The 26,980-nt window shown below is 34.8% G+C and carries 28 protein-coding genes; 5 read left to right on the top strand and 23 right to left on the bottom strand.

Going from position 1 to position 26,980, the window contains the following annotated elements; genetic code table 11:
• Positions 1–50: 50 nt before the first annotated feature.
• A complete protein-coding gene (locus tag DHD80_RS08040) occupies positions 51–1,319 on the top strand; it encodes an alginate export family protein (RefSeq protein WP_251740646.1) in 1,269 nt (422 codons plus the stop codon).
• Positions 1,320–1,631: 312 nt separating this feature from the next.
• Here the strand turns inward: DHD80_RS08040 and DHD80_RS08045 are convergent, their stop codons facing one another.
• From DHD80_RS08045 to DHD80_RS08060, 4 genes are all read right to left on the bottom strand, one after another.
• Positions 1,632–3,059, bottom strand: coding sequence for a M56/M15 family metallopeptidase (locus DHD80_RS08045; protein ID WP_251740647.1), 1,428 nt, complete (start codon positions 3,057–3,059; stop codon positions 1,632–1,634).
• Position 3,060: 1 nt separating this feature from the next.
• On the bottom strand, positions 3,061–3,438 hold the full coding sequence (locus DHD80_RS08050; protein ID WP_251740648.1) for a BlaI/MecI/CopY family transcriptional regulator: 378 nt from the start codon (positions 3,436–3,438) through the stop codon (positions 3,061–3,063).
• 155 nt (positions 3,439–3,593) lie between these two features.
• A complete protein-coding gene (locus DHD80_RS08055) occupies positions 3,594–4,151 on the bottom strand; it encodes a DUF1572 family protein (RefSeq protein WP_251740649.1) in 558 nt (185 codons plus the stop codon).
• Between the two features lie 579 nt (positions 4,152–4,730).
• Entirely contained in the window at positions 4,731–5,132 is a 402-nt protein-coding gene (locus DHD80_RS08060) for a GNAT family N-acetyltransferase (RefSeq protein WP_251740650.1), read from the bottom strand.
• A gap of 728 nt (positions 5,133–5,860) precedes the next feature.
• Between DHD80_RS08060 and DHD80_RS08065 the strand changes: the two genes are divergently transcribed.
• On the top strand, positions 5,861–7,351 hold the full coding sequence (locus DHD80_RS08065; RefSeq protein WP_251740651.1) for a serine hydrolase: 1,491 nt from the start codon (positions 5,861–5,863) through the stop codon (positions 7,349–7,351).
• A gap of 474 nt (positions 7,352–7,825) precedes the next feature.
• Here DHD80_RS08065 and DHD80_RS08070 read toward each other — a convergent pair whose 3' ends face one another.
• From DHD80_RS08070 to DHD80_RS08110, 9 genes are all read right to left on the bottom strand, one after another.
• Positions 7,826–8,890, bottom strand: coding sequence for an AhpC/TSA family protein (locus DHD80_RS08070; RefSeq protein WP_251740652.1), 1,065 nt, complete (start codon positions 8,888–8,890; stop codon positions 7,826–7,828).
• 47 nt (positions 8,891–8,937) lie between these two features.
• Positions 8,938–9,126, bottom strand: a complete 189-nt coding sequence (locus DHD80_RS08075) for a hypothetical protein (RefSeq protein WP_251740653.1) — start codon at positions 9,124–9,126, stop codon at positions 8,938–8,940.
• Between the two features lie 489 nt (positions 9,127–9,615).
• Entirely contained in the window at positions 9,616–10,302 is a 687-nt protein-coding gene (locus DHD80_RS08080) for a hypothetical protein (protein ID WP_251740654.1), read from the bottom strand.
• Positions 10,303–10,499: 197 nt separating this feature from the next.
• Positions 10,500–10,991 (bottom strand): alpha/beta hydrolase, encoded by a 492-nt coding sequence (locus DHD80_RS08085; protein ID WP_251740655.1) that lies wholly within the window; start codon positions 10,989–10,991, stop codon positions 10,500–10,502.
• Between the two features lie 181 nt (positions 10,992–11,172).
• Entirely contained in the window at positions 11,173–11,427 is a 255-nt protein-coding gene (locus tag DHD80_RS08090; RefSeq protein WP_251740656.1) for a hypothetical protein, read from the bottom strand.
• 337 nt (positions 11,428–11,764) lie between these two features.
• Positions 11,765–12,064, bottom strand: a complete 300-nt coding sequence (locus tag DHD80_RS08095; protein ID WP_251740657.1) for a type II toxin-antitoxin system RelE/ParE family toxin — start codon at positions 12,062–12,064, stop codon at positions 11,765–11,767.
• Complete coding sequence (locus DHD80_RS08100) at positions 12,057–12,308, bottom strand: type II toxin-antitoxin system ParD family antitoxin (RefSeq protein ID WP_251740658.1); 252 nt, start codon at positions 12,306–12,308, stop codon at positions 12,057–12,059. Before DHD80_RS08100 ends, DHD80_RS08095 begins: the two co-directional genes overlap by 8 nt.
• Before the next feature lie 379 nt (positions 12,309–12,687).
• Positions 12,688–14,856 (bottom strand): prolyl oligopeptidase family serine peptidase, encoded by a 2,169-nt coding sequence (locus DHD80_RS08105; RefSeq protein ID WP_251740659.1) that lies wholly within the window; start codon positions 14,854–14,856, stop codon positions 12,688–12,690.
• A 378-nt stretch (positions 14,857–15,234) separates the two neighbouring features.
• Positions 15,235–15,633: an ACT domain-containing protein gene (locus DHD80_RS08110; RefSeq protein WP_251740660.1), complete on the bottom strand. Its 399-nt coding sequence runs from the start codon at positions 15,631–15,633 to the stop codon at positions 15,235–15,237.
• Positions 15,634–16,060: 427 nt separating this feature from the next.
• On the opposite strand from DHD80_RS08110, the gene DHD80_RS08115 reads away from it, so the two are divergent.
• Both DHD80_RS08115 and DHD80_RS08120 read left to right on the top strand, forming a co-directional pair.
• The gene (locus DHD80_RS08115) at positions 16,061–17,692 is read left to right on the top strand and encodes a hypothetical protein (protein WP_251740661.1); all 1,632 of its coding nucleotides are present in this window, start codon (positions 16,061–16,063) and stop codon (positions 17,690–17,692) included.
• 112 nt (positions 17,693–17,804) lie between these two features.
• Positions 17,805–18,908: a Fic family protein gene (locus DHD80_RS08120; protein WP_251740662.1), complete on the top strand. Its 1,104-nt coding sequence runs from the start codon at positions 17,805–17,807 to the stop codon at positions 18,906–18,908.
• A 343-nt stretch (positions 18,909–19,251) separates the two neighbouring features.
• Here the strand turns inward: DHD80_RS08120 and DHD80_RS08125 are convergent, their stop codons facing one another.
• The 4 genes from DHD80_RS08125 to DHD80_RS08140 form a co-directional block, all read right to left on the bottom strand.
• Positions 19,252–19,782, bottom strand: a complete 531-nt coding sequence (locus tag DHD80_RS08125; RefSeq protein WP_251740663.1) for a dihydrofolate reductase family protein — start codon at positions 19,780–19,782, stop codon at positions 19,252–19,254.
• A gap of 191 nt (positions 19,783–19,973) precedes the next feature.
• Positions 19,974–20,387, bottom strand: coding sequence for a PIN domain-containing protein (locus tag DHD80_RS08130; protein ID WP_251740664.1), 414 nt, complete (start codon positions 20,385–20,387; stop codon positions 19,974–19,976).
• Positions 20,384–20,629, bottom strand: a complete 246-nt coding sequence (locus DHD80_RS08135) for a DUF6364 family protein (RefSeq protein ID WP_251740665.1) — start codon at positions 20,627–20,629, stop codon at positions 20,384–20,386. The genes DHD80_RS08130 and DHD80_RS08135 overlap by 4 nt, the downstream gene beginning before the upstream one ends.
• Positions 20,630–20,857: 228 nt before the next feature.
• The gene (locus DHD80_RS08140; RefSeq protein WP_251740666.1) at positions 20,858–21,313 is read right to left on the bottom strand and encodes a RidA family protein; all 456 of its coding nucleotides are present in this window, start codon (positions 21,311–21,313) and stop codon (positions 20,858–20,860) included.
• A gap of 581 nt (positions 21,314–21,894) precedes the next feature.
• On the opposite strand from DHD80_RS08140, the gene DHD80_RS08145 reads away from it, so the two are divergent.
• Positions 21,895–22,860: an IS110 family transposase gene (locus DHD80_RS08145; RefSeq protein ID WP_251740667.1), complete on the top strand. Its 966-nt coding sequence runs from the start codon at positions 21,895–21,897 to the stop codon at positions 22,858–22,860.
• Positions 22,861–22,908: 48 nt separating this feature from the next.
• Here DHD80_RS08145 and DHD80_RS08150 read toward each other — a convergent pair whose 3' ends face one another.
• The 6 genes from DHD80_RS08150 to DHD80_RS08175 all read right to left on the bottom strand — a co-directional run bounded on the left by DHD80_RS08150 (position 22,909) and on the right by DHD80_RS08175 (position 26,956).
• On the bottom strand, positions 22,909–23,670 hold the full coding sequence (locus DHD80_RS08150; protein ID WP_251740668.1) for a class I SAM-dependent methyltransferase: 762 nt from the start codon (positions 23,668–23,670) through the stop codon (positions 22,909–22,911).
• A gap of 409 nt (positions 23,671–24,079) precedes the next feature.
• Positions 24,080–24,421 carry a DUF1016 N-terminal domain-containing protein gene (locus DHD80_RS08155; RefSeq protein ID WP_251740669.1) on the bottom strand — a complete coding sequence of 114 codons (342 nt, stop codon included), beginning with the start codon at positions 24,419–24,421 and terminating at the stop codon, positions 24,080–24,082.
• The gene (locus tag DHD80_RS08160; protein ID WP_251740670.1) at positions 24,399–24,539 is read right to left on the bottom strand and encodes a hypothetical protein; all 141 of its coding nucleotides are present in this window, start codon (positions 24,537–24,539) and stop codon (positions 24,399–24,401) included. Before DHD80_RS08160 ends, DHD80_RS08155 begins: the two co-directional genes overlap by 23 nt.
• A 691-nt stretch (positions 24,540–25,230) precedes the next feature.
• The gene (locus tag DHD80_RS08165) at positions 25,231–25,539 is read right to left on the bottom strand and encodes a hypothetical protein (protein ID WP_251740671.1); all 309 of its coding nucleotides are present in this window, start codon (positions 25,537–25,539) and stop codon (positions 25,231–25,233) included.
• A gap of 44 nt (positions 25,540–25,583) precedes the next feature.
• The gene (locus tag DHD80_RS08170) at positions 25,584–26,228 is read right to left on the bottom strand and encodes a hypothetical protein (protein WP_251740672.1); all 645 of its coding nucleotides are present in this window, start codon (positions 26,226–26,228) and stop codon (positions 25,584–25,586) included.
• An 11-nt stretch (positions 26,229–26,239) separates the two neighbouring features.
• Positions 26,240–26,956 carry a hypothetical protein gene (locus DHD80_RS08175; RefSeq protein WP_251740673.1) on the bottom strand — a complete coding sequence of 239 codons (717 nt, stop codon included), beginning with the start codon at positions 26,954–26,956 and terminating at the stop codon, positions 26,240–26,242.
• Positions 26,957–26,980: the final 24 nt, after the last annotated feature.

Consider the following 26,980-nt stretch of genomic DNA (forward strand, 5'->3'; position numbering starts at 1 on the left):
TTATTATTTTAATACTTATTTTTGAGCTTTACCAATCAAACCTTATTAATATGAAATATTTTTTAGTCTTTCTTTCTACATTTCTATGTGCTACGGGAGTGTATGCTCAAACATTTAGTCTGGATGCAGATATTAGACCTCGTTCTGAATATAGGCATGGCTATGGTAATTTGTTTCCAAACGAAGCTAAACCAGCGGCATTTGTAGTTCAGCGGTCCAGGCTGAACCTTGGATATACCGCCGAAAAATTAGAAATAATGATCAGTTTACAGGATGTAAGGACCTGGGGGGATACCCGGCAACTTTTGGCAGGCGACCCCAATAATTCCTTTTCCCTTTTTCAGGCCTGGGCAGAATTAAAACTAAGTAATAACTGGGCGACAAAACTCGGCCGACAGGTGATTTCTTATGATGACCAGCGGATATTTGGAGAGGTAGACTGGACTATGCAGGGACGCTTTCATGACGCCCTGCTTCTAAAATATCAAAAAGACGGTTTCAGGATGGATATTGGGGCTGCATTTAGCCAGGAAAATCCACGTTTAACAGGATCTGTATATAACATAAACGGTTTCTTCAGTTATAAGACCATGCAGTATGCTTATTTACATAAACAATGGAACCAGTCGAATATTAGTCTTTTATTTCTGAATAACGGATTTCAGAAATTTTCAGATCCTGCTAATGTGGTGGCAGACGGAGTGTATAACAGGCAGACTACCGGCACCTATTTCCAGTTTCCGTTGGGGAATATCAAATTTTCGGGAAGTGCCTATTACCAATTCGGAAAAGCTTCCGAAGATATAGATTTAAGCGCTTATGAATTATCCCTACAGGGCGATTATAAGATTAAGAATACTCTACTGGGCCTTGGAGCCGAATTGTTAAGTGGAACAGATCAGGCGGGCAGCGATAAAAATCATTCCTTTTTTCCTTTGTATGGAACCAATCATAAATTCAATGGGTTTATGGATTATTTTTATGTAGGCAGCCATGCGAATAATGTGGGGCTGACCGATCTATTTGGAAAAGTACTTCTAAAAACCGGCGATAGTTCTTCCCTGCTTTTAAAAGCCCATTATTTTAGTTCGAATGCTGATCTTCTCAATAATGCCGATAAATACCTGGGAACGGAAATTGATTTGGTGTATGGCAGGCCATTGCTGAAAAACGTAAAACTGAACCTGGGCTATTCCCATATGTTTGCATCTGAAGGTATGAGCCTGATAAAAAATAATATCACCTCTAAAAATACGAATAACTGGGCCTGGGCGCAAGTGATTATTAATCCCAAGCTTTTTGAAATAAATTTTGAGTGAAATATGGCAATATTCCTGAGGTAAAATCCCTTTTCAAATATTCTATTTGCTTTAGATATAATTTCTTTATAAAGGAAATAATTTATATTCTGGGAAGATTGCCACCTATCTAGGCATTAAGGGTGAAGGAATAACCTCAAAATGAATTATATCGTGTTTACGAGCTCTACCAGAGAGGTCAAAATGAATGGTTACCGGATTGATCTCTAAAATAAGGATTTTTAACATGCTATTATTTGAGATACCCTTAGGGCAGTAGGCAAATTAAAAAACTCGCGTTTTTAGACACGAGCCTTATTGGGATTTTTATTATTAGTTGGAGAGGGAGCTTATGTGTTTTAGCCCATCCAATATTCTGCTTGCTATTATTTTTTGCTGTATTTTATCCTGAAGCTTTTTGGAGTCCATATCATTAGTTAAAAATCCTAATTCTAAAAGGACAGATGGAACTTTAGAATCTTTAAGTATTATAAAATTCGCAGATTTAATATTCCCATTTTTATTATCACTTTCTAACTGTTTTTGAACTAAAATTTCAATGAATGATTTAGAAACTTTTTCGAAAAGATTATTTGATGAATAATAGCCTTCTACGCCATTCTGTTTGATATTATTCGACGCATTACAATGCAAACTAAGTAATAAGTCAGGCTTGATCTTATTTATCAATTTTACCCTGTCATTCAGAGAAATAAATTCATCGGAATCTCGAGTAGAAATTATTTTAATATCGCTGCTTTCAGATAATTCTAAAAGTTGATTGGTTATTTCCAAATTTATATTCTTTTCCTCTAGATTACCTGCATCTTCACCCCCATGACCTGGATCGATTAAGACTACAAAAGATTTATCCTCTTTTATTGGAGTTGATGAACTCAGGACGAAAATACCCGCACTAAGCAAAAACGCAAAACTAATTTTAAGTGCATTTTTAAAAATTGATGATTTTTGTTGGTGTAACATATTTAAACGGTTTTTGGTTTTTATTAAACTGAACCCACTATAGATCCCTAGAATATTCTTTTTCGATTGGTTTACTATTAGAGTTGAATAAAAGTCTAGATTTATTCCCGCATTGATAACGAATGAATCAGCCAGAAATTCATGATTTGTTTCTATTTCCTTTTTAAATAACCATATAAATGGGTTAAACCAGGAAAAACACATGAGTAATTCAACTAAGATGATATCAAAAGAATGATATTGTTGAGAATGGCAATTTTCATGTAGCAATATGGATTTTAAATCAGTCTCATTTTCTAAATGTTTAGGTCTTAAAAAAATATAATTGAAAAAACTAAAAGGACTGTTGGTGTCCTCTGTAAGACTTATCTCCTGACCCCTATAGTGAAGCTTTTTACTGCTTTTTATCAAATAAGAAACTTTCTTTAAATTCCATAAAAGCCTCAACAGCATTACAAAGGATATTGTAAAATATATAATTGAAATCACTGAAATTTCCTTAGGGGTTTGATATTGAATTATTTCAGAATTTCCGAAAGATACATCGGGTGAAGTATCTATAAGATTGGCAGTTGTGATGTCTTGATCGATCTTATTGATAGGATTCCAATTTAAACCATAATCTAATTGTAAATAAGGTGAAGCAAAGCAGAGCAAAAGGGATGTTAATAAATAGATTCTGTTAAGTTCTAAGTTCTTCTCGTTTTTTAATAAAAAAACATAAATAAGATAAAATAAGCTTAGAAGGATTATATTATAGCATATGAATTCTATCATATTATTCTTTTTTAGAAATTTTATCTTTTAAAATTTTTTCCAATTCCTTTAATTCTTCTAAGCTCAGGTCTGAATTTTTAGTAAAAAATGATGCAAATTGAGAACTGGAATTATTAAAGAAGTTTGAAACGATGTCTTTAAAATGATTTTTGAAATAATCATTTCTTTTTAAAATGGGAAAATAATTTTTATCCCTGCCACTTTTCTCAAAACCAATATAATTTTTCTTTACCATCCTACTGATGAGTGTTGAGATAGTTGTATAAGCTGGTTTGGGTTCGGGAAACTCTTCGACTATATCTTTTAAAAAACCTCTTTCAATCTTCCAGAGGTATTTCATGATTTCAAGTTCAGTCTTATTTAATTGCTTTATATCCACAAAAGTAGTTTTAATACTACAAATGTAGTAATATTATTTTAATAAATATTATTTTATTGAAAATTTTCTTGTAGCAAGGATCTTGGTTAACGTAAATGGCGTGGATTAGGGAGGTAGCTCGGCGGCTTAGTTGTTTGTTACTTGGTATTTAAATTTTATTTTATATCATCGGTAAAATGTCCTCCATGTTTTCCCCTTGAGAATTTTTCATTATTAAAGTGAGAGGATTTTCCTTTGGGTATGGACAAACTCTTCCATTCGTTTCCTTTTATCATTCGGCCAATATATACGATTTGTCCTATATGATATGAATAATGAGCAAACTGTCGATTTACAGCTTCAATAATAGAATGTGATTGATTGCGGATGAAAATTTCTGTATCAAAATTTTGTTCCTCTATAGAATTCAAAGCATCGAACAAGCATTTCCATCCGTCATTCCATTTCGATAACAGTTCCTCTTTTGTTCTAATAACGGCTTCAAATTCTAAATCCCTATTCCGCCATTCTTTTTCCCCATCTGAGGTCAGAAAATCAGTCCAACGCGATTTCATATTGCCCGAAAGGTGGTTCGCAATGATAGAGATGGAATTTGATTCATTATTGAATTGCCAGAAGAAATCCTTTTCATCTAGTTGGTCAAAAGTCTTTTCTCCAAGAGATTTATAATATTTAAATTGTCTTTTGATACTATTTAAGTATTCTAATTTCATTTCAAATGTTGTAAAAAGTTTTGGTTCATAAATAACCTGAAGGGATGCGTTGTCGGCTTATTTATTTTAGGTGTGATAACTAAATTATCACTTTTCATTGGAATACCGTTATTCACATCTATTTTAGAGACAATCTTATTACAAGTGCCATTACGAGCGTAGCGAAGCAATTCCATGAGCAATTAGCACTAATCAATTTATCGAAATCCTGCTTACACATTTCGACTCCGCTAAATGTGACAAAGCATTTGTCCATTGCGAGGAAACGAAGTGAACAGGATAGTCATTGCGTGGAAACGAAGTGACCGAAGCAATCTCATGTAAGAACAAACAAGGAAGAGGTCGCCACGCTACGCTCGCGATGACAATCAGCAGGGAATGCGTCCCAAGTTTCGGATTCGGGACCCGTAGGTGCAAAATCCGTTAAAAAAGAATTACTGTTTGAGCGAAGCGAGTTCAATTCTTTTAGGATTTAAACCCTTACGGGTGAACGAGAAACTGCAGACTAGCTTTTTTGTTTCTTTTTCAGCAATGGAAAAAGAAAAGAATGAGAATATGCTTCGACTGCTCTATTAATCTTTATTTACTCCTTTTTATAATAAATCCATTTTTGATTTCTTCAAATCCTATTTTTGGATAATATTCCATCGCCAATGGCGCAGAAAGTAAAATCAAGGCAGTTTCATTACCAATTTCCCTTTTGGTCATTTCTATTAATCGCTTACCTATTCCTTCTTTTTGGTATTCTTCTTTAACAGCTAAATCTGATAAATAGCAAGCGTAGCAGTAGTCGGTTATAGCACGAGATATTCCAATTAGCTCACTATCTGACCACGCACTAATGATTAAGTTAGAATTTGCATACATTTTTGTTATCCTTTCGCTTTCTGCGGTTGGGCGTTTTATTCCTGAACTATTATAAACTTCAATAATATCTGATGTCTCTGGAATTAATCCAATTTTATATATGATGTTTTTCATTGTATTTCATTTTTTTTTAGCTTGTTGCCAAAAGTCCACGTAGAATGACAATTGACGCGGAGTTATGGATGCTCCCGCTCGCTAGCTTAGGGATTTCCGGCTTAACGTTTTTTTTATTAAATATAATTTAGTCCTTTTCAAATAAACACGCTTTTGAGTTAGGATATGGCGTTGGAGACAGATTTAATTTACGATTTCAATTCCTTCAAATTTTTCAACCAAATCATCCATAGGTTTCGTAATCCTAGATTTGAAACCTCACGTGCAATATTCCTTTTTTCCAATTGCTCGAATTGGTGAACCTTTCGGATATATTTGAATTGAATTTGGTTTAATTGTCTTCGCCTGATATAATAAGGAATAGCAATATATCCTATTATAAATAATAACATGGCGCTGATAAATAAAATGCTAAAAACAAACCATGTATCTATGTCAACTCTAAAATCCATTAAATTTCATTTCAAAACTCCATAATTAATACTAGCTACATTAATCCCGGGCGCAAGTAATGTAGAGTTAGCGCTTGTTCTTGTTGGCTTTGTTATTTATTCCCTGAGGTTTCTAAAATATCACTTTTTACTCGATTGCCCGTTATTTGATGTTTATCGATGTTACATGTAGGTTTTCCATGAATTATGTTTTAAATAATCTCCAGTGTAACACACCACAAAATGGATTGTCTCTAATGTATATAATCAATCATTAATTTAGACAATCCATCAATTATGCAGAAACAAACTTTCTTCGCTTATCTAATTTTCTTCTTAGGTTTTACTTTCCAATCAAGTGCTCAGGATACCCATCAAGCTCAAATCGATACGTTGTTGGACATTTGCTATGAGCGTGGAATATTTAATGGCAATGCTTTGGTGATTAAAGATGATAAAATCATTTATAGTGCTGAAAAAGGTTTTACAGATGCAAGCAAAACTAAACAACTTGATAAAAATTCGATTTTTGATATTGGCTCCATTTCAAAGGAGTTCAATGCCGTAGCGATTATGATGCTCGAAGAAAAAGGATTGCTAAATCTAGACGATGAAATTTCGAAATATCAATTAGGTCTTCCCGAATGGTCGCATAAAATTACTATCAAAAATCTGTTGCAATATAGTAGTGGATTGCCTTTGGTTGATTGGGAAAATGTACATGGCGACAATGACCTTTATAATAATTTAAAATCCCTCAATGCATTGGAGTTTGAACCTGGTACGGGTTATTTGTATAGCAATAACAACGTATTTCTTCAAAGACGAATCGTAGAAAAAATAACTGGTAAAACTTTCAGCGAATTTATTAAATTGAACCTTCTACAACCTATGGGGATGCATAATTCGGTGATTGACCACCAATACGAAAATCCAAATTTCGTAAGAGGGTTCAATAGCGACAACATTAATGACGAGAAGTTGGAATTAAAAATGTCTGGCTGGGTATGCCCAAACATTAGTGATTTGGCTAAGTGGGCGAAGCAATTGTTGTCCTACAACCTAATTTCACGAAAATCTCTACATACTCTTTTTGAAACCTACTCAAATGATAGTCAGTCCCCGCTGGGTAACGGTAAATTTGTTAATGGGGAATTGGTTACGTATGAACATCATGGCTCATCCCTAAACTATGAATCCATGGTTCATTTCGATCTCCAGGAAAAGTTATTGATCATCCTGATGACTAATAGCAAAAGTTTGAAAATTAGTGAAATAAATGAAGCTATAAGGCATATTTTAAAAGATGAAGGTTACGAAATACCTCAAAAGTCTGTTTACCTGACTATTCGGGAAAAGACTTATGATGATGTGGACGAAGGTGTAGCCTACTATAAAAGGTTAAAGGATTCCAGTTTGGATACTTATAATTTTTCTGATCAATGGGAGTTGGCCCGCTTGTCTTACAAATTGCTCGAAAAAAATCAAAATGAGGAGGCAATTAAAATATTGGAACTCCTGATTTCAGAACTACCTATTAAATCTGAAGAAACACTTGAATTTATAGGATCGAGGATTTTAGAGGAAAACCAGGTTGATAAATCCATAAAGGTCTATGAATTAATGGTGGCGGAATTTCCTTCCGGTAAGTCGTATAGTGGTTTGGGTGACGCTTATTTTAAAAAGGAGCAAATTGATCTCGCTTTGCGCAATTATAAAAAATCTTTGCAAATTGAACCTGAAAATGAAAATTCAAAAAAAATGATTTTGGCGATTGAAAAGTTATGATTTAAGCGAGATTGTATTTTCTTATTATTAGGGGATTTTTTCGATATTGGTAAACGTGCTTGGTTACGCAAGTAGCGTAGAGTAGGGGACGATTTCTTGCCGGCTTTGCTGTTTGTTACCTGGGTCTCACTAGAATACCCGCTATTTACTCTTCACCGATGGGAGGTGCTATTTAATTCAGTGATCTGTCGTAATTCCTTTCCGAATTTTTATTTGTCCGTTAAAGTACCTAATAGGCAAATCATGACTAAAATTGTCACGTCGAGCATTTCGACTTCGCTCAATACAGGCTCAAGTCTAGACGTTTTTGTTTGACCTTTCGATTGCGCTCAAGGTGACAAAAACTTATGTTAGGTGTCTAAACGGATAAGCATATAACTATTTTCTTTCCTGGTTACTAAATTACAGTTTTTCGGCAATACCCATTACCTGCCGGCGGGGCAGGTTCGTGATGAACCGACTTGGCAACTGGCATTATTGCAGAATTCCTGTTAGTTTTTGATTCAATTTGTCTCCTCTTAAGTTTCTACCAATAATTTCACCATTTTCTGAAATTAAAAAATTGTCTGGTATTCCGTTAATACCATAAATTAGGGAAGCTTTATTATCATCACCTTTTAAATCATTTACATGATTCCAAATTAAGCTATCATCTTTAATTGCTTTTATCCAGTTATCCTTGTTAGAATCTAAAGAAACAGCAAATATTTCGAATCCCTGTGGATGAAATTTTCGATAAGTTTTTACCAGGTTAGGATTTTCTTTTCGACATGGACCACACCATGCTGCCCAGAATTCAAGTAATACTGCTTTCCCTTTTAGATTAGAAAGTTTTCTCATATTTCCTAGTGTATCTTGCATTTCGAAATCTACAAACTGTTCTCCTAATTTTGGTTCTTGGTTTAGTTCAATATATTTTGAAATTTTCTTTCCGTATTGATTGTTTTTATTGTCGGGTGAAAAGTTTTCATATAATGTTTTTGTTTTTTCTTTACCCCAAGTCGATGAATAGACGGAAAGTATATATGAACTATGAATACTTTTTGGATGATTTTTCACAAATTCCATATCCATTTCAAGTTGTTTATTCCTCGGGAGTGAATCGGTTTTTTCGTGTAATTTTTGACTTAAATTCTCTTCATATGAACCTGTTACATCTGCATTTCTAAAATCTGATTTTGTTGCGTCAAAAGTCATTATCGTGTCCTCTAACCATAAAAATCTATAATGGGAGAAATCTTTTGTTCTAAGTACTACTTGTATTGGTGATTCTGTTAAATCTGTATTGAAAGAAAACGAATTATTTTGAATTTTCGTAGAATCTAAAATGGTATTATCACCATCCAAATATATTGAAGCTCCATCCTCAATTCCCTGGGTTTTTCCTTCTAATGAAAATTCTATCTGCTTTTGTTTATTACAAGAATTTAATAAGATTAAGAAAAGTACACATATCAATTTTTCATAAGAATTGTATTTAATGCCTTTGTTACTAAGGGCAGTCTCTCTAAAAACCGTTTTTAAACCCGCCGTATCCAACTAAAATACGGGTTTTTATGGTTTTTGGGAGAAGGCTAAGGTAAATGTTACCTGATCTTGATTATCACCTCATCTAGCATTACAGAAATTGCCTTTTCAAAACCCTTGGTAAACCATGGATTGGAAGGTGCCCATCCTATATTTATTGTAGACATTACATCTACTTTTACATCTTCGTACCTGAATCTGCATTGTACGGTATCTTCTGCATTTTGGGTAAATCCTCTTTCAATCAAAGATTTTCTTTTGATTGTCCGTAAAGTATAATCTAATAAAAGACGTCATTCTGAACTTGTTTCAGAATCTTCTAACACTGTAAATCACCCCAATAAATGAGACCCTGAAATAAATTCAGGGTGACGAAATAACTATTTATGACAAAAAACGGGTATACATTAAATTTTTCTACAATAAGGGATTTTACCTTTTTTCCAGTTTTCCATTTCCATTTCATCCGAATTATCCCGCTACGGAATCTTTAGGATCTATTCGAAAAGGGATGTTTATTAAAATGGGTGGAGGAAGAAGTACCAGTTATATACTGAATCTATAAGCCTCCTATGCTTATCTTAAAAAAAATTTCTAGATGCCCAGTTTAAAGATTCAACAGAACCGCCCCGTGCGAGACCCGCTTGGTGTATGCTGAGCTTAGCCGAAGGTTACGGTGGTGTGAGGGGTGCACTCCGTCAATTAATGGCGGAGCCATCACTCGACTATTGCATGTTTTAAATCTGGATACTTAATGAAAGTTTAATCAGATGATAGTATATTTTATATACTACCTTATCATCATATTGTAAACTTTCATCAATCCATCCTAGACTATCTTTACGTCTAAATTGATTTATTTCATAACCTAGTTTTAAAACAGGGGTATATTTTCCTAAGTTCTTACCAATGCCAAAATCTAAGTTGGCTAACAGTCCCCCTTTTTCTTCAAAGTCATATTCACCATTAGAATAACCATATAAAAATTGGCTTACTTGATATCCGGCATTTAAATCAGTGCTAAAAAGCCAATTTTCTGCGAATTGATGATGATATCTAAATTTGGTGAAGAGGGGCAACATTATTTTGTCATAATATTCATTTGAGATTATTGGATGTTTATCTTTGTGGACAACATTTATTCCTGATCCAATTCCCATAATAAAGCTTTTATTTATTTGATAGTTTAGAGAAAAATTTAAACCAAACACGGGAGAGTCAAATTTTGAATTTTCAGGGACATCAACATTTATATTATTTCGATATTCAATGTGATCTCTGGTTTCCTTTCCCACTGAAAACTTAGTTACTGCATCACCTTCTAGGTATATATGGTCAAATATTTGAGCTTGTATTGAATTTGCAGCTATGAATAGTAAAAAAAGGAATAATTTATTTAAAATTGGATCTGTTTTAACTGTCATAACTAAGTTTTAAAGAATTAGGAGCATGATTTCTCATTTTAAAATATGCTATAACAGCAGCTTGTCCAAGAAAAATTTACTCCTACCGTACCCAACTAAAATACGGTTTTTATGGTTGTTGGGAGATGCTTGCAGGAAACACTTCCAGGCTATTGATATTTCGAAAATGCTCTTAAAATGCTGGCAAAAAAATATAGTTACCATACATTTTTGTTTAATATCTCTATCAGTTTTTTCTCAATTTCAGGTTCCGAATCAGAATGTCCTCCATCTACAATAAATATTTCACTATTTTTTAGTCTGGAATCTAACTCAATAGCAGACTTTACCGGACATATAGCATCATCTTTTCCATGTACAATTTTAATGGGAATTTGTTCTATTTGTTTTAAGTTATCGAGAATATAATTTTCCTCTATGAAGCAGTCATTTTTTAAATAATATGTTTCCAAAATGGATAATGATTCATAAGGAATCTGTTCTAATATTTTCTCAACCTCTTTTTTTGTAATCCCTTTTTTATAAATAGATATTTCATAAAATGACCACTCATAAGAAAAGTGTTTTTTTTCTGCTGGCGTGCCATTTATTATCTTTTCTGAATAATAATTTATAATAGGAATTTGGCTATCATCGGGCACATTTTTTTGAATCTTTCCCATATCCCGGGAAATTGTTTTCCAACCCATCCGTTTAGGTAGTGGTTTGTCGATTCTTTATCTGCTAAATATACACCTCTTAGCAATAGACCCTTAATTCTTTTTGGGTTTTGGATCGCATATACTAATCCAAGAGTTGTTCCCCAGGAGCCTCCAAAAATCAATACTTTTTCTATTAATAAATAATCAAGAAGTTTATTGATATCATTGACTAAATGCTGGGTTGTGTTTTCTTCAATACATCCAAAAGGAATACTTTTGGAAGCTCCTCTTTGGTCAAAAAAACGACCCTTTGTGTATCAAAATTAAAAAAGCGTTTATCTCTTTCAGAAAATCCAGCTCCAGGACCTCCGTGGATGAACAATATTGTTTCCGCAATTGGATTTCCACAAACTTCGTAATATATTTTATGAGTTTTACTTACTTTAAGAAAATCAGTCCTAGTTAGTCGTGTTAAATTCTCCATTTTTTGCATTAATCTGTGCCAATAGGGGGCTCCCAAAAAACAATTTTTCCAACCGCCGTACCCAACTAAAATACGGTTTTTTCGATTTTGAAGGGGTAAGGTAAAGGTTACTTGATCTTTTAAAGTGACAAAACGAACCGATATGCTTATAGCCACAGAAAAAGTGGCACAGTTTAAACCAAAACCAGTAAAAAATAGCTAGTGGGTCAGCATCCGCCAGAACGAAAGCTGCCTAAAAAGGGGGGTGAGGATCAGTTTAGTCCTGTATATTCATGTACTGTTCTGTGAGAGGTTAGGGGCGAGATTTCCCTTTACCTACTCGACTGCGTGTAGTTTTTTATTCGGTTATTCTCCTCTTTAAATCCATTCTCTCGTGTAAAATTCTCGTAATTTCAACATAGTTTTCATTTAGAGTTCGATAGAAAATGATATGTCGATTCGTTTTCATTCCTAGTAGACTTTGAGTAATTCCGTCATGGTTTTTTCCTAAATTCGGGTTGTCTGCAATTTCCTGGCAGGTTGAAATTAGCATTTCATAATAGTTGTCGGCTTGATTTTCAGACCAAACCTCAAAAGTATAATCCCAAATTTTGGATAAATCTTCAACAGCTTTGTTTGTCAATTTAAATTCAGCCATTCGAGTGTTTTTCCACTTTTAGGGATTCAAGATGTTTTTTGGGATCAAAATCGTGAGCAATTCCGCTATCAATTCCGTCCTCAATTGCATTCCTTAATGCCATTACTTTACTTTCTTCTTCTTCTAAAAGCCTTAACCCTGCGCGTATAACTTCGCTAACATTTTTAAACCGACCCTCTTTTATTCGACTTTGGACGAATTGGTCAAAATAATTTCCTAGTGATATTGATGTGTTTTTGTTCATTTTGATACTATTTGATTTAAAAATACCAAAAATTGGTATAATATCCAAATTCTCAAATTACACATAACGTTGGGCAAAGTGGCCGGCTTTTGAAACCGAGTCCTCTCCACCGTCACCGAGCGTATGAACGAAGATAGCTCTTAATAGCTTACACCGAGCCCCACCTTTGTGGATAGCTTTTGTCTGCACGATTTACCTTTTCTCATCACATAATAAGTTGGTCTTCTCTTTGTCGTCATGGGTTCTCTTAATAGAAAGGTTTGTCTCTAATAATGGTGTCAATTCTTTATTTTATTGTTTTTAGTCCCACCGTACTTAGTCGTTGTACCCGATCAAGGTAACCGTACCTACTCTTTCGGGTTGCGCTAACTAATCTCATTTATTTTTTTGTAGGCTGAAAATCCTTATGCCCTGCTTGCCAAAGGGCAAATGCATACATGTTTGCATAGTTTCGGAAACTTACATTCTTCTCTTCCGTCCAGTGGCCACTATCGTAATTTACCTGCAAGACAATTGGTTTGTTCGATGTAGTGGCATTTTGCAATGCAGCTACAAACTTGGCCGGTTGCCATACAGGCACACGGGTATCATTGATGCCCGTAACTGCAATAACAGCAGGATACTTTACGCCTGGTATTACATGCAGGTAGGCATCCATTTCTATTAACCCCATTGCTTCTGTAGAATCTTTTACAGTACCAAATTCTTTTGAATCCAGAATACCATTGGGTCTGTTCTCGCCACGTAAAGGATTGCTAACAGGAACATTGTTGATGGCAGCTGCAAATAGATCTGGACGTTCCGTGATGGCCCTACCAATTAAAATGCCGCCTGCACTTGTACCATCGCCAATAAGATGTTGTGCTGAAGTGTATCCGTTATTAATTAAATATTCTCCACAGGAAATAAAATCTTTCCAAGTGTTTGGTTTGGTGGCCTTGAACCCTCCCATATGCCATGCATATCCTTTTTCCCCGCCACCACGTGGATGTGTTTCGGCAATAATAATTCCCTTATTTAATAAGGGTAAATACATTGGTTTAAACCATGGAGAAGAGGAAATCCCATAGGAGCCATAACCTGTCATCAATACAACATTACTCCCATCTTTTTTAATGTTCTTATTGTAAATCAGTGATAAAGAAACCATAACCCCATCATGGCTCTTGACATCGACTTCTTCGACTAGAAGGTCATCTGTTCCCGGATATTTTGCTGTTGAATTAAATACGCTAATGGATGTTTGATGTGATAGAGGATTATAATCATACCGGGTTGTGGGTTGCTTCCATGAAGATACATGCAGGATACAATCATTTGTTTTTATATCAAATGTCTGCGCCCATGAATAACCACTCAGGGGGAGTTTTATAGATTGAACTTCACCGTTTGAAAAATTATATTGATCAATTGAAGAATTGATACCGTCTGTTTTTTGTACAAACAAATAATCCCTGCATATGGTAAGCCACTCAATGGTTTGTTTACTTTCTGGGACAAGTGTTTGTGCATGGGTTACATCAAGTTCATTGAGCGGAGATACCAACACTTTAAAATGAGGGGCATCTTTTCGGGAAAGCAGGTACACCATCTCTTTATAGATTATTGCATCCTTAACCTCGTCCTCAGATTTCACTAAGGTTTTCCAGTTTACCTGATTATCTGTTAGGTCAGGAGCAGAAGCGTAGAGTTTCTTATTCTGCTCCTGGCTACCGCTCCAGATCGTTGCCAATAGATATTTATTATCCATTGAATAATCAACAAACAACAGGTCAGCAGCTTTTAAGTCAAAATTGGGATTATTGATACGGGATAAAATAGTTTTGTCTTTCATTGGATCAGTTCCCAGTTGATGGTACTTCACAGCTATATCCTGGAACAAGTGGGTAGAAAGCTGATCGCTGGTTTGAAGGGCACCATAAATAAACCCTTTGCTGTCAGGTGTCCATGCTTGCACAGAATTGACCGGATATAGGGTATCGGAATTAAATTTCTTCGTGTCAACATTAATGACCCTTACAGTGGAAATATCTGCTTTACCACTTTGAGTAAAGCTCAGCGCTACCATTTTTCCGTCTTTGCTGGGCAGAAAATTAAAAGTGATTTCTTTAGAATGGCCACTGCCATAGGTATGCGGATCAAACAACAAAACTTCTTTTCCTTCCTTGCCCTGCCTGTAATAAAGTTTCGCCACATTTTCACCGGCCATTGTTTTTTTATAAAAATACCGACCCGATTCCCGGCTTATATAGGGGATATCCGATGGTGTCAATTCATCCAGCTTTATTAAAGCATTCCGCCCAGGGATTTTATCCAACATTTTATTAGTAAACTCTGATTGCAATTTTATCCAGTCCAGTACTTGTTGATTATTCACATCTTCCAGCCATCGGTAATTATCCACCACAACTTTACCAAAGATGGTTTCCGTTACGGGTTGTTTTTGTGTTTCCGGATAAATGAAGTTTTGTGCTGCAGAATGATTGCTGATAAATAGGGATACACAGCAGACAACTGAAGCAAGGCTTTGTGTTGAGGAATTTTTCATGTGTGTAAATTTTGAATTTACCTGATGCTTTGTTTATCTATAAAGTTCTTGTCGATTGTTTGCTTGTATCTTGTTTCAAGTTCTTTTATTCATTTCCCCGGTCAAAGTTATCTAAGGAAACGAACTCTTGTCCCTGTGGAGAATCTGAATTAACAGACTGTCACGTGTTAATTTCTGAATTTCCATGAGAGTCATTTGTTGCGTTAAGTTATTGAACTCAGGTATTTGTTATAGCATTATCGCTAATGTTCTCGACTAAAGCAAGTAGCGTGGAGTAGGGGCGCTTTCTTCTCGGCTTAGTTGTTTGTTACTTGTTCTCTAAAATAGCATTTTTTACTCGATTGACCGCTATTTGCCGGTAACCCTAGCAACAGTTTTTTAATTATTCCCAGATAAATTTTTAAGTACTTTAATTGCTTTTTCCGCATCTTTTTTATCCACGAAAATATGATCGTGATAATAACCTGCAATTACATTACAACTAATTTCATTTTTAGCTAATTCGGTTGAGAAGCTTGCCGTTAAACCAACAGCGTCAAGGGATGAATGAATCATAAGGGTAATCCAGGAAGCCACATAGTCATAACTTAAATTTAGTTTATCTGCTTTACTTTTCTCAATAACAATGGTGGTTCCTTCTATTTCTTTGAATTCACAAATTGTACTTTCCCGGTTAATTTTATGTATATCTTTTACTGTACAAAAAACATATTCTCCCAGGTTCAGTTTGGGGGTCATTCCTTTTATTAAATCCGAAATATTAGTTTCTCCGGCCATTTAGATTAATCATTATTTATAGTAAAGATACAATAGTCAATAAACCCTCAAATGCTAGTCCCGATTAAATAGGATAGCGTATAAGTTAATTTTTTGTTCTTTAAATTCCCCATTTTTTTAATATGTAATCAAGAAGTATTTGGAAAACCCCAATAAAACTAATTCAATCATAGTATTCATTTTTGTTTTCAACTTGTTGCTGGTGGTTACGGTTTTGGGCAAGCTGCGGGAGTAGGGTGTAGACCTGTGGGCCTTACTCCGCTAATAACCAAAAGTGGCACCCTTTAAACCGAAATCACTGGTACGTTTTGATTTGAGTTATTTCCTATTGGATAAATCTTAAATCTACCCATAAACAGGTATGGTATTGTTTCATAGTGAGGGGTATTTTTATAGTAAATAAAAATTTTCTATAAATCTGAACATTATGAAAAATTCAATCGTTTCAATCGTTTCATTCATTTTTTTATTTTTTAGCTATATTTCTTCTGCACAAGAAAATAATGAGCCCGCACCTAATCAGAAAGACAAATTACCGATTCTAAATATTAGCGCTACACTGTATTCAGATAAACAGGTGAGCGATATAACCTTCTCCAAATTAATTTTTAAAGATTTAAATTATTTGATACTTGGTGATGATTCTCCACAGCAAGGTATTAGTTATGAATATAAAGAAGATCTTTCTTCATTAAAGTTGAGCGGATATGTGGCAGATTTCAATTGGAACGGTAAAAAAAATGGTTTTGTTACCATAGACGGTGAATTTAAAACTAAAAATGGTATATATTTTTTTGATAAAGAAAAAGGGGGTAGTCAGGCTAAAGTCACAGGGAATATCTTTTTTACTATAGATAGTTATAGAAGTTATAAGAGTTTATTTTCTGAAAAGAATGGTCAATCTGAATGGAATAAGGCTAGGCAGCAAGCTTATATACGTACCAATTATCAAAAAGTTCAATTATTACAAGATTTATATACCAAGTACAAAACCCTTTTTTCGATAGCCTCTAAGATCAATTATCCGGTCGAATCTCTTTCAATTAAGGATACTATTAGAAAAAATGCAGAGCCTTATCTGGAAGACCACAAAATAGAATTTGAATTTTTAGAAGACGCTGAGTTTGATTTAAGTAAGTATAAGGTTAATTCTACGATAGAATCTATAATTGAATTTCAGAATATAAATAAATTAAAAGGGGAGGAAAAAAGAAAGTTAAAGAAAGTGGCTGACGGGAATAACGAGAATTTCGAAGGTTATAAAATTGATAAAGAAGAGGTAACTCTCATCGGGTCTACTTATAATCTTTCTAAAGTTTTTGCTGAATTAAAAGATGTAAAAAATAAAATAGATTCTTTGGCTTTCGCTTTAGAAAAAATTGAAATTGAAGAAGCTGAGGAAATTTGGACTTCAAAGCATGTATGGTATATGGGTGTTTCACCATTTTACGCTAGGGAATCATTGGAAATATTTAATTTTAATGAAAATTTAGAAACTTCAGATCAGTTCAAAACTCAAAAGAAAGATATTGTTGGGTTGAATATAAATCTCAATTATTTCACACAAAATAAAAAGGAGTCGTTTAATCGATTTTATGCCAGGGCTAATTTAGAAATATCTAAGAGTAGTAATTTCAATGATTTAAGTCTATCTCAAATCAAGGTAATAGATTCTTTTGGAATTGGAGCTGATGGAAATTTATTAGAAGTGGTATCTGAGAAAAATGCTTATAATGGTTCACTGGTTTATTCAGATGCTTTTAAAGTTGGTGCTTCTTTAGAAGGGTATTTGTGGGTTTTAAATGATTTTGGCATTTTTTCTAAAATTGGCATTAATAATTATAACTACAGTAGTGAAATAATTAAAGATAAAAGTGAAATCCCATTTAGATTAGGAGTATTATATGAATTTAAAAATTCCAAGGAATCTGGAAAAGTTGCCGTTATTCAAGCCTTTTTAGATAGAAATGATCTCAAAAATCATCCCCAGGCTAAAGATCAAAATCTCAGGTTTGGTTTTAAAGTGGGGATTCCTATTAATATAAAAAGTAAACTGTAGGTGTTAATAGCACGTACATCTAAATTATTTAAAAGCAAATTGAGCCGAAAAACATACCTAATCGGTTCATAAAATTTATATATTTGAGCCGATTAAGCAATCTATTCGGCTCATGAAATATAACTGGCAACAAAAAGACTGGCCTAATTTTAAGTATTCTACTAAGGATGTAGAGAAAGACCTCTATGCCTTTTCTGAAAGGGCCGGTAGGTTGAGTGGAGCGATGGAAGTGTTGCCGGAGGAACTTCAATTTGAATCTATAGTTGATCTTTTAGTAGCAGAAGCCCTAAAGACATCGGAGATAGAAGGGGAATATTTAAGCAGGAAAGATATAGTGTCCTCTATTCGGAATAATCTTGGGCTTAATACAAACCAACAACCGGTACATGACCAGCGGGCACAAGGAGTGGCCCAGATGATGGTCGATGCACAAAAATTTTTCGAAAAACCATTATCAGAAAAGATGCTATTTAGCTGGCATAGGATGTTGATGAAGGGTAGTCCAGGAATACCGGTTGGTAGGTGGAGAGATCATTCAGAGCCCATGCAGGTAATTTCCGGTGCTATGGGAAGAGAAATAGTGAATTACGAGGCTCCACCGTCCACACGTGTTTCCGAAGAAATGGAAAATTTTATCACCTGGTTTAACCATACAGCCCCCAATGCAAAAGGTGAAATCAAACAACCGGTTATTCGTGCTGCGGTAGCTCATCTCTATTTTGAAAGTATACATCCCTTCGAAGACGGGAATGGCCGGATAGGACGGGCCATCTCAGAGAAGGCCCTTTCGCAATACCTTCATCGCCCGGTGTTGCTTAGTTTATCCCAGGCTGTTGAAGCAAAAAAGAAAGATTATTATGAGGCTTTAAAAAAGACACAGCGATCTAATGAGATAACTCCGTGGGTTAATTACTTTGTGAAAACCACCCTGGAAGCCCAGGAAAATGCTGAACAGCTTATCAATTTTTCGGTTAAAAAGGCGAAATTCTTCGATAAGTTTAAGGATAAGCTTAATGAGCGACAATTAAAAACGGTGAAGAGAATGTTGGAGGAGGGGCATAAAGGTTTTGAAGGAGGCATGAATACCAGGAAATATATTTCTCTTAATAAAACCTCTAAATCTACCGCTACACGCGATCTTCAGGATCTTTTAGATTTAGGAGCATTTATAAAAAAGGGTGGTGGAAGAAGCACCAGGTATATGCTGAATTTGTAAAACTCCTAACTTTTATTTTAAAAAGATATTTCCTTGATACCAGCTTAAAGCTTCCACAGACGGAAACCAGGCAGCTTGTTCTCAAACTGAGATAAGCTAAACTCAGAGTCTTTATCATTGACCAGGCCTGATACCTTCTTAGGTGATTGTTATAGACCCGCGATCAAAAGCACGATACATGCTAGGGGAAAATATCGAAAATTGCGGGAATAGGGAGCGCGGACTTACCGTCCCTGCCACGCAATAGGCGTGGTTGAATATTTTCTTTCCTAGTTTTTAAATTTACACTTTTTTAGACAATGCCCGCTATTTGCTGGTAACCGACTTGTTGGCATTTCGTATTTTATTTTTGCCTTTTGTAATGATTTTGAATAATCTGATTCAAATATGTTTTTGTTCCGATTAATTCGAATTTTATTTTGTTAGGAAGTTCAGAGAATAAAGAAGTTCCGCCACCTAACAGAATTGGAATTGTTGTAAGAATCATTTCATCAATCAAATCTTCTTTTAAGAAATTTCTTATTGTGGTTCCACCATCAATATAAAGTCGGTAATATCCTTTTTCGTGAATTTGTCTTATAATTTTGGTCAAACTTCCTTTTATTAAAAACGCTTTGCCTTGAAGGCTGTCGGGGATTTCATTTAATTTATTACTTAAAACAAAGACAGGTTGGTTATATGGCCAATCAATATCAAATCTAAGGACGGTTTCAAATGTTTTACGTCCCATAAGAATAGCGTCAATTCCTTTTATAAAGTTCGTATAACCCATATCATAATTATGAGGGTATGGAATAGAATGCAGCCAGTCAATTCCGCCATTTTTGTCAGCGATATATCCCTCTATACTTGTTGCAATAAATACGCTATTCATTTTGTGCATTGTTCTCAGCTCTTGTTAAAATATGAATGCCACCGTTCTCGGTTATCGCCAGTTGGCGGAATAGGGTACGCGGTCCCGATGCTTCGGGAGTTAGCTTAGAATTAGTTTGTTGGTCAAGTTACTTATTTTCTTTCTAAGGTTGCCGCTTATTGGCGATGAACCGGCTTAAGCCACTGGTAAAATTACTTGGTCGCCAAATATTCTTTAGCAGTTAATACTGGTAATTTCGAGTTTTTAAAATCTTTTTTATTTCTTGTTATTATTATCTCAACATCATTTTCAATTGCTGAATAATATTGCAATCCATCTTCAAAATCAGGAAAACTCTCGTCACTTAATGCTAACTCGGTAATTTTATCATCCAAACTTAAAACTTCAACAAGTACTTTAAACTTTCTGAGAATTTCTCTGGCTTCCTTAGGTGATTTTAACTTGGTAAGGATGTAATTTGTATTTGCAAAAGTTAATGAAGAAATGGTCAGCTTTATTTCTTGTTTATCTGCTTGAGTAAATAGTTTCGCAGCTTCATTATAAAATCCTTCTCTTTTTGAAAGTAAATCGATTACGATATTAGTATCAATTAATATTCTTTTCATTTATATTTTTCGATTAAATATTTTGTGTAATCATCTTTTGGATCGTAATTCTTATCAACTGAAATGACACCGCTTAAACTTTTCACAAGTGGAGAAATTTCCAAATTTTTCTTTTCTTCTTTAGTTAAAGATCCCAGGTAAGATTCTATTAATTTTGATAAACTAATATTATTAGCTTTTGCATATCTTTTTGCAGTTTCTATAATACTTTCGTTGAGACTTAATGTCAATTTTTTATCCATCACAAATTATTTTACGTACAAATATATTCAATTACCACGTAGAGTTTAACAAAAATCTCAATTTTTTGGATTTAACCTTGGAATACGGTTATCGCCAGTTGGCGGAGTAAGGGACGCGGCTTTTCGACTTAAGAATGATTTGTTGCGTTAAGTTATTGAACTCAGGTATAGTTAACTATTTTCTTTCTAAGGCTGCCGTCTATTGGCGCTGAACCCTTGCATAGTTTTTTAGTCTTCAATTTCAACAATCATATAAACAGAAGCAGCAAAATTATAAGGAACACTAACTCCTACTGCCGTTCTTGTGTGTTTTCCAATTTCTCCAAAGACTTCTACGACAAAGTCAGAAGCTCCATTCATAGCATCAGCTTGTTCTGTGTTTTCTTGCGTGGCGTTAACGAGCCCGTGAACGGCAATAATATTTTTTATTTTGTCCAGTGGCCAGATACTCCTAATTGCAGCCAAACAATTGACCACACATAATTTGGTAGCAGTTTTACTTTCTTGTAGTGTAATGTCCTCACCTAGTCTTCCTTTGTAGCTTTTACCATCATACACAGGAACTTGTCCAGCTGTGTGAATCAAGTTCCCCGTGCGTTTGGCTGGAATATAGTTAGCAATTGGTTCAGGCAAATCGGGTAGGTTAATGCCTAATTCTTTTAGTCTTGATTCGATTTTGCTCATTTTTTTTAATTTTTATGCATATCTGCGCGGCAACCCCGTTTTTTATAAAAATAGCAACTTCTGTTGTAGTTTAGGTCAATTAGGCGAAGTTTTGTTGAACTGCAATTTTTGGGCTTTAAAGATTGGGGATATATACAAGTAGCCTATAAGTGCCAGAATGGGACGAAAAATGGCCAATATCAAAGGACGAAGGGCTTTGAGCCTGTTCTTTAGCTTTTTTGGTTCAAGGATGACATAAGCCTTCTAAGGTTGTAACAGATCATGATTAGGTTCGCCTTCGAGAGCCACGCGAACTTACCGGCTTAGTTGTTTGTTACTTGGTGTCTAAAATATCACTTTTCACTGGAATGCCAGCTATTTGCTGTTTACCGACTTAAGTTTAAATTTCCTAATTTTTATCAATAATCAGAAAGAACAAAAGAGAGGAGTAAGGTTAAATTAACCGTAGGAACTTTGGATTCCGTCAACATTGATAATCCCCTCTCTTTTCTACTTTAATTTCGTTCAGTTCTATGAGACCTAGATCTCGTTTTCAAGTCGATGAAACCAAGGTAGATGTCCTTTCTTAATCTAATTATTTTATGATTAAAAGTAAACAAATTTATGGAGTGGACATCAGTAAAGATGTGTTTGATGTAGTAAATTCAGATGGGAAATATTTTCAATTTCCCAATAATTCTAAAGGTTTTAAAGATTTTTTAAAGGTGCTTTGTTCAGAGGCACTGGTTGTTAGGGAAGCTACGGGCTACTACCATTATAGGTTGGCCCAGTTCCTTTATGAGCAAGGGGTGTTGGTTTCTGTAGTAAATCCTTTGTCGGTCAAGAGGTTTATTCAGATGAAGCTATCTAAAGTCAAAACAGACAAGTCAGATGCTAAAGCGATATGTGAATATGCCACTATAAATGAAGTACCTTTATACACGGCTAAAAACAAACACCAGGCAGAATGCTTGCAGTTATTGAGCATGATCGATATCTATATCAAACAAAGCACTGCATTGAAAAACAAGGAGCATGGAGAAAGAACCTTAGGCAAACCTTCAAAGGCTGTTTATCATTCCCTTCATCGAGCTTTAAAAGGTATTCAGGGAGAAATGAAAGTTCTTGAGGATAGGTTAATGGCTCTGGTCAAAGAAGCGCAACAAAAGCAGTTAACACTATTGAAAAGCATTCCGGGATTGGGAAATAAGACAGCGATGCACCTCATAGTTATAACCAATGGTTTTTCTAATTTTGAGAATGCCCGGCAGCTTTGTAGTTACACTGGAATTACTCCCATTATACGAGAGTCTGGATCGAGTGTAAGAGGAAGAAGCAGGATAAGTAAAATGGGGAATTCTAAGCTTCGGAACCTATTGTTTATGTGCAGTTTTACTGCTTGTAAACATAACAAGGCATGCAGGCAAATCTATGAACGAATTATAGCAAAAGGAAAGAGTAAAAAACTGGCGCTTATTGCTGTTTGCAACAAGTTGTTGAAACAGGCTTTTGCAATAGTAAAATCTGGGCTGCCCTATGATGAGAAATTTATATCAAAAATCGGATAATTTACTTGGAAGTTAGCTCAGTTCTTCTTAAGCACCAGTTTTTATCTGTTATACTTTTTGTTTAACAGCTCTAGTCGCTATAAATGATGGTAAAAATTCGTCTATTATATTTTCTCCGCCCCAACAGTCTTCAAACATTGCTGTTACTGTAAAACCTGCGTCTAATTGTCCACCAATTTGGTCTGTCAAACTGTGTCCAAATATCAATGCCTCATTGTTTCTTTTCAATGCTTCTAATTTTTCTGCCGGCAATGAATGCAGGTCTGAAAAAGGTTGCTTGTAAATTACCTTTAAATTTTCTTCGTCAAGCTGAAGTGAAATTGGATTCATTAAACCTGTCATTAAAATTCCGTTGGGTTTTAAAACTCGAAAACATTCTTTCCAAACTGGCAAAACATTGTCAACGAAGAGTATTGAGCAAGGATTAAAAATCAGGTCAAATGATTCGTCTGCAAACACTGAAAGGTCTTTCATATCTCCTTGAACAGTTTTTATATCCAGGTCAAATTTGTCGCTTAAAATTTTGTCTTGTTGTAATTGCTTTTCGGAATTGTCAAAAATTGTAACGTCCGCACCCAAAGTTGCAAAGATTGGTCCTTGCTGTCCACCACCAGAGGCAAGCCCCAGTATTTTTAAACCTGCCAGCGTTGGAAACCAATTATGTGGAACAGTTTTCTTAGGTGTCAAAACGATACTCCAATTTCCATTTTTCACATTTTCTAACTCTTCTTCTGAAACAGGAATTGTCCAACGGTCTTTTTTGTCAACGTAATTGTCCCAGGCTGATTTATTATATTTTACTATGTCCATTTATTTGTCGTGTTGTGTCGTTTTACAATTGGTGCTAATGGGAGTCTGCGCAGCAAGCCCAATTTTTATAAAAATAGCAACTTCTGGTGTAGTTTAGGTCAATTGGGCGCAGTTTTGTTGCACTGCAATTTTGGGCTTTAAAGATTGGGGATGTATATAAGTAGGCTTACCAGGGCCAGAATGGGACAAAAAAAGGCCAATATTATAGGGCGAAGGGCTTTGAGCCTGTTCTTTAGTTTTTTTGGTCCAATGATGACATAAGTCTTCTAAGCTTGTAACAGATCGTGATTAGGTTCGCCTTCGAGAGCGACGCGAACTTACCGGCTTAGTTGTTTGTTTCTTGTTCCCTAAAATAGCACTTTTCATCCGATTGCCCGCTATTTGCCGGTAACCCTAGCAACAGGTTTTTTTAATTAATCCCAGATAATATTTTAAGTACTTTAATTGCTTTTTCAGTATCTTTTTTATCCACGAAAATATGATCGTGATAATAACCTGCAATGACATTGCAACTAATTTCATTTTTAGCTAATTCGGGATTCTTCTTCAATTGTGACGACACTGTCGTCACAATGTTTTTCCCATATTCAGCACGACCATTTTCCAGTATCTCCTCGTTAATACGTTTACCAACTTCCCAAAACACTAAAGTCATGGTGCTGTTTACCTGTACCGCGATTTGTTGCTTTCCCTGCTCGATAAGCCGGCTTAGCTCAGTAATTAGGTTTTTAGGTGAAGTTTTGCTGTTCATTTTCTATTTTTTTCGGCTTATTACCACTGCCATTATTTTCCCAATTTAAGGCCACAGCTTCTTTCTCCAAACCTTCGGAAAGTTCTCTTTTATATTCTATACGATTGGTTTCAGACATGATTACCCAAAAAATAAGTATGTGGTTAAAGAATTATAACAGTTCCCAGTATAGATGAAATTACACTATGACTGGGAGATCATAATTTAATCACAAATATATATTTACTAATCTTGTAATTTAAAAACCTGCGGTATGGGATTTCCCGGAGCCTCAAGAGTTATTATTAACCTTACAAAAAGTAGGGATAAGTTACAATCTGTGATATGGGATATTAAGTTGCATCACTAAAATAATTGAAAATAGGAAATGATTTACTTGTTAGACGGCTGTAACTGAAAATGCTACCTCCTGGTCGCGGTAAAAGCTATCGTTTTTCCTTTAGCCTAGATCATACCAGTTTAAAGCTTCAACCGCCGGAAACCAGGCATTTTTTTCCGGTAGGAGGATAGATTGGTTCTCAAACTGCGATAAGGTAAACTTAGAATCTCTATCATTGACCAGGCCTGAAAAATCTTCTCATAGGACTTTTAATTATTATTTTACATGTAGGATTAAATAAGCTCTCTCCGAAACAGCCACCATAAAACAGCCAAAGATAAAAGCTTATGTTAGTTTGATCCAATACTACAAGCGATGAGTTTCATTATTGAACCGCAGTATATGAGACCCGTATCCCCGAGCCTCGGGAGTGGGGTGAGGAGTGCACTCCGTCAATTAATGGCGGAGCCATCCATTCTTGGCGGTGGTTTTATCCAAATATTTCAACATTAACAGTTACCGAAGCATCTTCAGAATATCTAATTGTAACCTGACTAAAGTTCTTCGCTGAATCTTCAGATAATTGAAGATTGAATGGTTTTGGAGTTCCTTTCATTGGCCCATTTCCCGGTTGGACTTTTAAGTCTAATACCAAAATTGATGGATTAATCCCCTGAGGTGAAGCTACATTTATCTCAATGATGTCATCAGCTCTATATGTCATTATTGAACCATGGACATAGAGAGTTTCTGGTTGTTCCTTTAAATTTAAAATTGCGTTTGCTGTAATGTTTCTCATTTTAATAAGTTTTAATTTTTAGAAATTTCTGTACTATAATTTAGTTACTCTAAATCAATTTGTATTTGTCTATTATTTCTAACCGTTCCTAAATTGATTTTAGAAGGTTTATCAAGTTGAGTATCTGGTGTATCAATATCAAATCTTAGTTGCGCAGGCAAAATTGCTTTGCATGGATCATACTCGCTCAAATCAACCAAGTTAAAGTTATATTGAGGAGGGAAGCTTTCAAGTAAAAGTCCATCCCATTCTAAGGAAAATAAGTGTGGAAAACATCCACCACCATAACTAATATAAATAATTAGCTGATTAGTTGTTTTGTCAAAACTAGCACCCTTTAAAATTAGGAAATTAGCTTGCTCCTTAATGAAATTTTCGACTTTTTTTACTTTCATCTGAACTGTTTCATACTCAGATTCATCAGGTGGTAAAGTCGGTTGAGTAATTCTTATACCGTTCGTACTTTCATTTCCTGTCCACAGTGCTTCAACTGTAAATGGCACCATCATATCAGCACCAAAGACGGATGTTGGAATTACTTCAAGCGTATACCCCCAAATTCCATCTTCAGGTTCTTTCGTATAGATATGTTCATGTAATTTAACGATCAAGTTGGTTCTTGAAAGTTGTCCAGATACAACTACTCTACCATCAGTTGTAATGTCGATTAATTGAATGTACGCTTTCATTTTTTAGGTATTTAGTTTTGATTGTTTGTAATTAAGTTATTTTTTGTCCCTTTTGATAATTTTAAATCTCCACCAATAGGGGTATTGTTATTACATGTTCCTGTTGCACGTATTGTAATGAGTTTACCTTTTCCATAGATTGTGCTTCCTTCTAAAAATTTCAAAATGTTATTGTTTTCATCTTTTACTGGTAGCCCATCAATAAATACGGTAAAGCTAGTATTAGAGCAATTGAGAGTAGAATAATTAATACTTAACAAAAATTCTTGTTCCACTTTTAATGTCGCAACTAATAAATCATTAGATAAACTAGTATAGTAATTCCATGGGATAGTTATCGCAGATGTTTCAGGTTGTTGTATAATTGCCCAAGTACCTTTAACCATTATGCCTGGTGTTAATTGTTGAATAGTTATCATTTTACCTTCAACTACAACATAACTTCCTTCTTGGAATATAGCTTGAACCACAGTTCCGTCAACTGTTATTTTAAATTGTAAAATTGGAGCATCAACTAAGGTTGTGCATTCAATTTTATAAATATTTGTTTCAAGATTATTGCTTACGGTTATTCTAGTAAATGGATTATCGACAGATGTACGCCAACCACCAGATGATAGTGTCTGTCCTTGGGCACCAAAAAATGATATCATAAAAACGATAAGGGTAAAAATGCTTTTAACTATCATTTTATATTTGAGTTTCTTAGAGTACTTTATTTCCTTCATAATTTTAAGTATCTGTTGCTGTGT

The sequence above is a fragment of the Gramella sp. AN32 genome, assembly GCF_023718305.1.
Taxonomy (GTDB): Bacteria; Bacteroidota; Bacteroidia; order Flavobacteriales; family Flavobacteriaceae; genus Christiangramia; species Christiangramia antarctica.

Coding starts and splice junctions, on each gene's coding strand:
- DHD80_RS08040 (WP_251740646.1), top strand. CDS start 51: ATGAAATATTTTTTAGTCTTTCTTTCTACATTTCTATGTGCTACGGGA.
- DHD80_RS08165 (WP_251740671.1), bottom strand. CDS start 25,539: ATGAGAAACATTACAGCAAACGCAATTTTAAATTTAAAGGAACAACCA.
- DHD80_RS08055 (WP_251740649.1), bottom strand. CDS start 4,151: ATGAAATTAGAATACTTAAATAGTATCAAAAGACAATTTAAATATTAT.
- DHD80_RS08065 (WP_251740651.1), top strand. CDS start 5,861: ATGCAGAAACAAACTTTCTTCGCTTATCTAATTTTCTTCTTAGGTTTT.
- DHD80_RS08095 (WP_251740657.1), bottom strand. CDS start 12,064: ATGGCTGAATTTAAATTGACAAACAAAGCTGTTGAAGATTTATCCAAA.
- DHD80_RS08090 (WP_251740656.1), bottom strand. CDS start 11,427: ATGGAGAATTTAACACGACTAACTAGGACTGATTTTCTTAAAGTAAGT.
- DHD80_RS08045 (WP_251740647.1), bottom strand. CDS start 3,059: ATGATAGAATTCATATGCTATAATATAATCCTTCTAAGCTTATTTTAT.
- DHD80_RS08145 (WP_251740667.1), top strand. CDS start 21,895: ATGATTAAAAGTAAACAAATTTATGGAGTGGACATCAGTAAAGATGTG.
- DHD80_RS08100 (WP_251740658.1), bottom strand. CDS start 12,308: ATGAACAAAAACACATCAATATCACTAGGAAATTATTTTGACCAATTC.
- DHD80_RS08140 (WP_251740666.1), bottom strand. CDS start 21,313: ATGAGCAAAATCGAATCAAGACTAAAAGAATTAGGCATTAACCTACCC.
- DHD80_RS08135 (WP_251740665.1), bottom strand. CDS start 20,629: ATGGATAAAAAATTGACATTAAGTCTCAACGAAAGTATTATAGAAACT.
- DHD80_RS08110 (WP_251740660.1), bottom strand. CDS start 15,633: ATGGCCGGAGAAACTAATATTTCGGATTTAATAAAAGGAATGACCCCC.
- DHD80_RS08125 (WP_251740663.1), bottom strand. CDS start 19,782: ATGAATAGCGTATTTATTGCAACAAGTATAGAGGGATATATCGCTGAC.
- DHD80_RS08150 (WP_251740668.1), bottom strand. CDS start 23,670: ATGGACATAGTAAAATATAATAAATCAGCCTGGGACAATTACGTTGAC.
- DHD80_RS08085 (WP_251740655.1), bottom strand. CDS start 10,991: ATGGGTTGGAAAACAATTTCCCGGGATATGGGAAAGATTCAAAAAAAT.
- DHD80_RS08120 (WP_251740662.1), top strand. CDS start 17,805: ATGAAATATAACTGGCAACAAAAAGACTGGCCTAATTTTAAGTATTCT.
- DHD80_RS08170 (WP_251740672.1), bottom strand. CDS start 26,228: ATGAAAGCGTACATTCAATTAATCGACATTACAACTGATGGTAGAGTA.
- DHD80_RS08105 (WP_251740659.1), bottom strand. CDS start 14,856: ATGAAAAATTCCTCAACACAAAGCCTTGCTTCAGTTGTCTGCTGTGTA.
- DHD80_RS08130 (WP_251740664.1), bottom strand. CDS start 20,387: ATGAAAAGAATATTAATTGATACTAATATCGTAATCGATTTACTTTCA.
- DHD80_RS08080 (WP_251740654.1), bottom strand. CDS start 10,302: ATGACAGTTAAAACAGATCCAATTTTAAATAAATTATTCCTTTTTTTA.
- DHD80_RS08175 (WP_251740673.1), bottom strand. CDS start 26,956: ATGAAGGAAATAAAGTACTCTAAGAAACTCAAATATAAAATGATAGTT.
- DHD80_RS08160 (WP_251740670.1), bottom strand. CDS start 24,539: ATGTCTGAAACCAATCGTATAGAATATAAAAGAGAACTTTCCGAAGGT.
- DHD80_RS08115 (WP_251740661.1), top strand. CDS start 16,061: ATGAAAAATTCAATCGTTTCAATCGTTTCATTCATTTTTTTATTTTTT.
- DHD80_RS08060 (WP_251740650.1), bottom strand. CDS start 5,132: ATGAAAAACATCATATATAAAATTGGATTAATTCCAGAGACATCAGAT.
- DHD80_RS08155 (WP_251740669.1), bottom strand. CDS start 24,421: ATGAACAGCAAAACTTCACCTAAAAACCTAATTACTGAGCTAAGCCGG.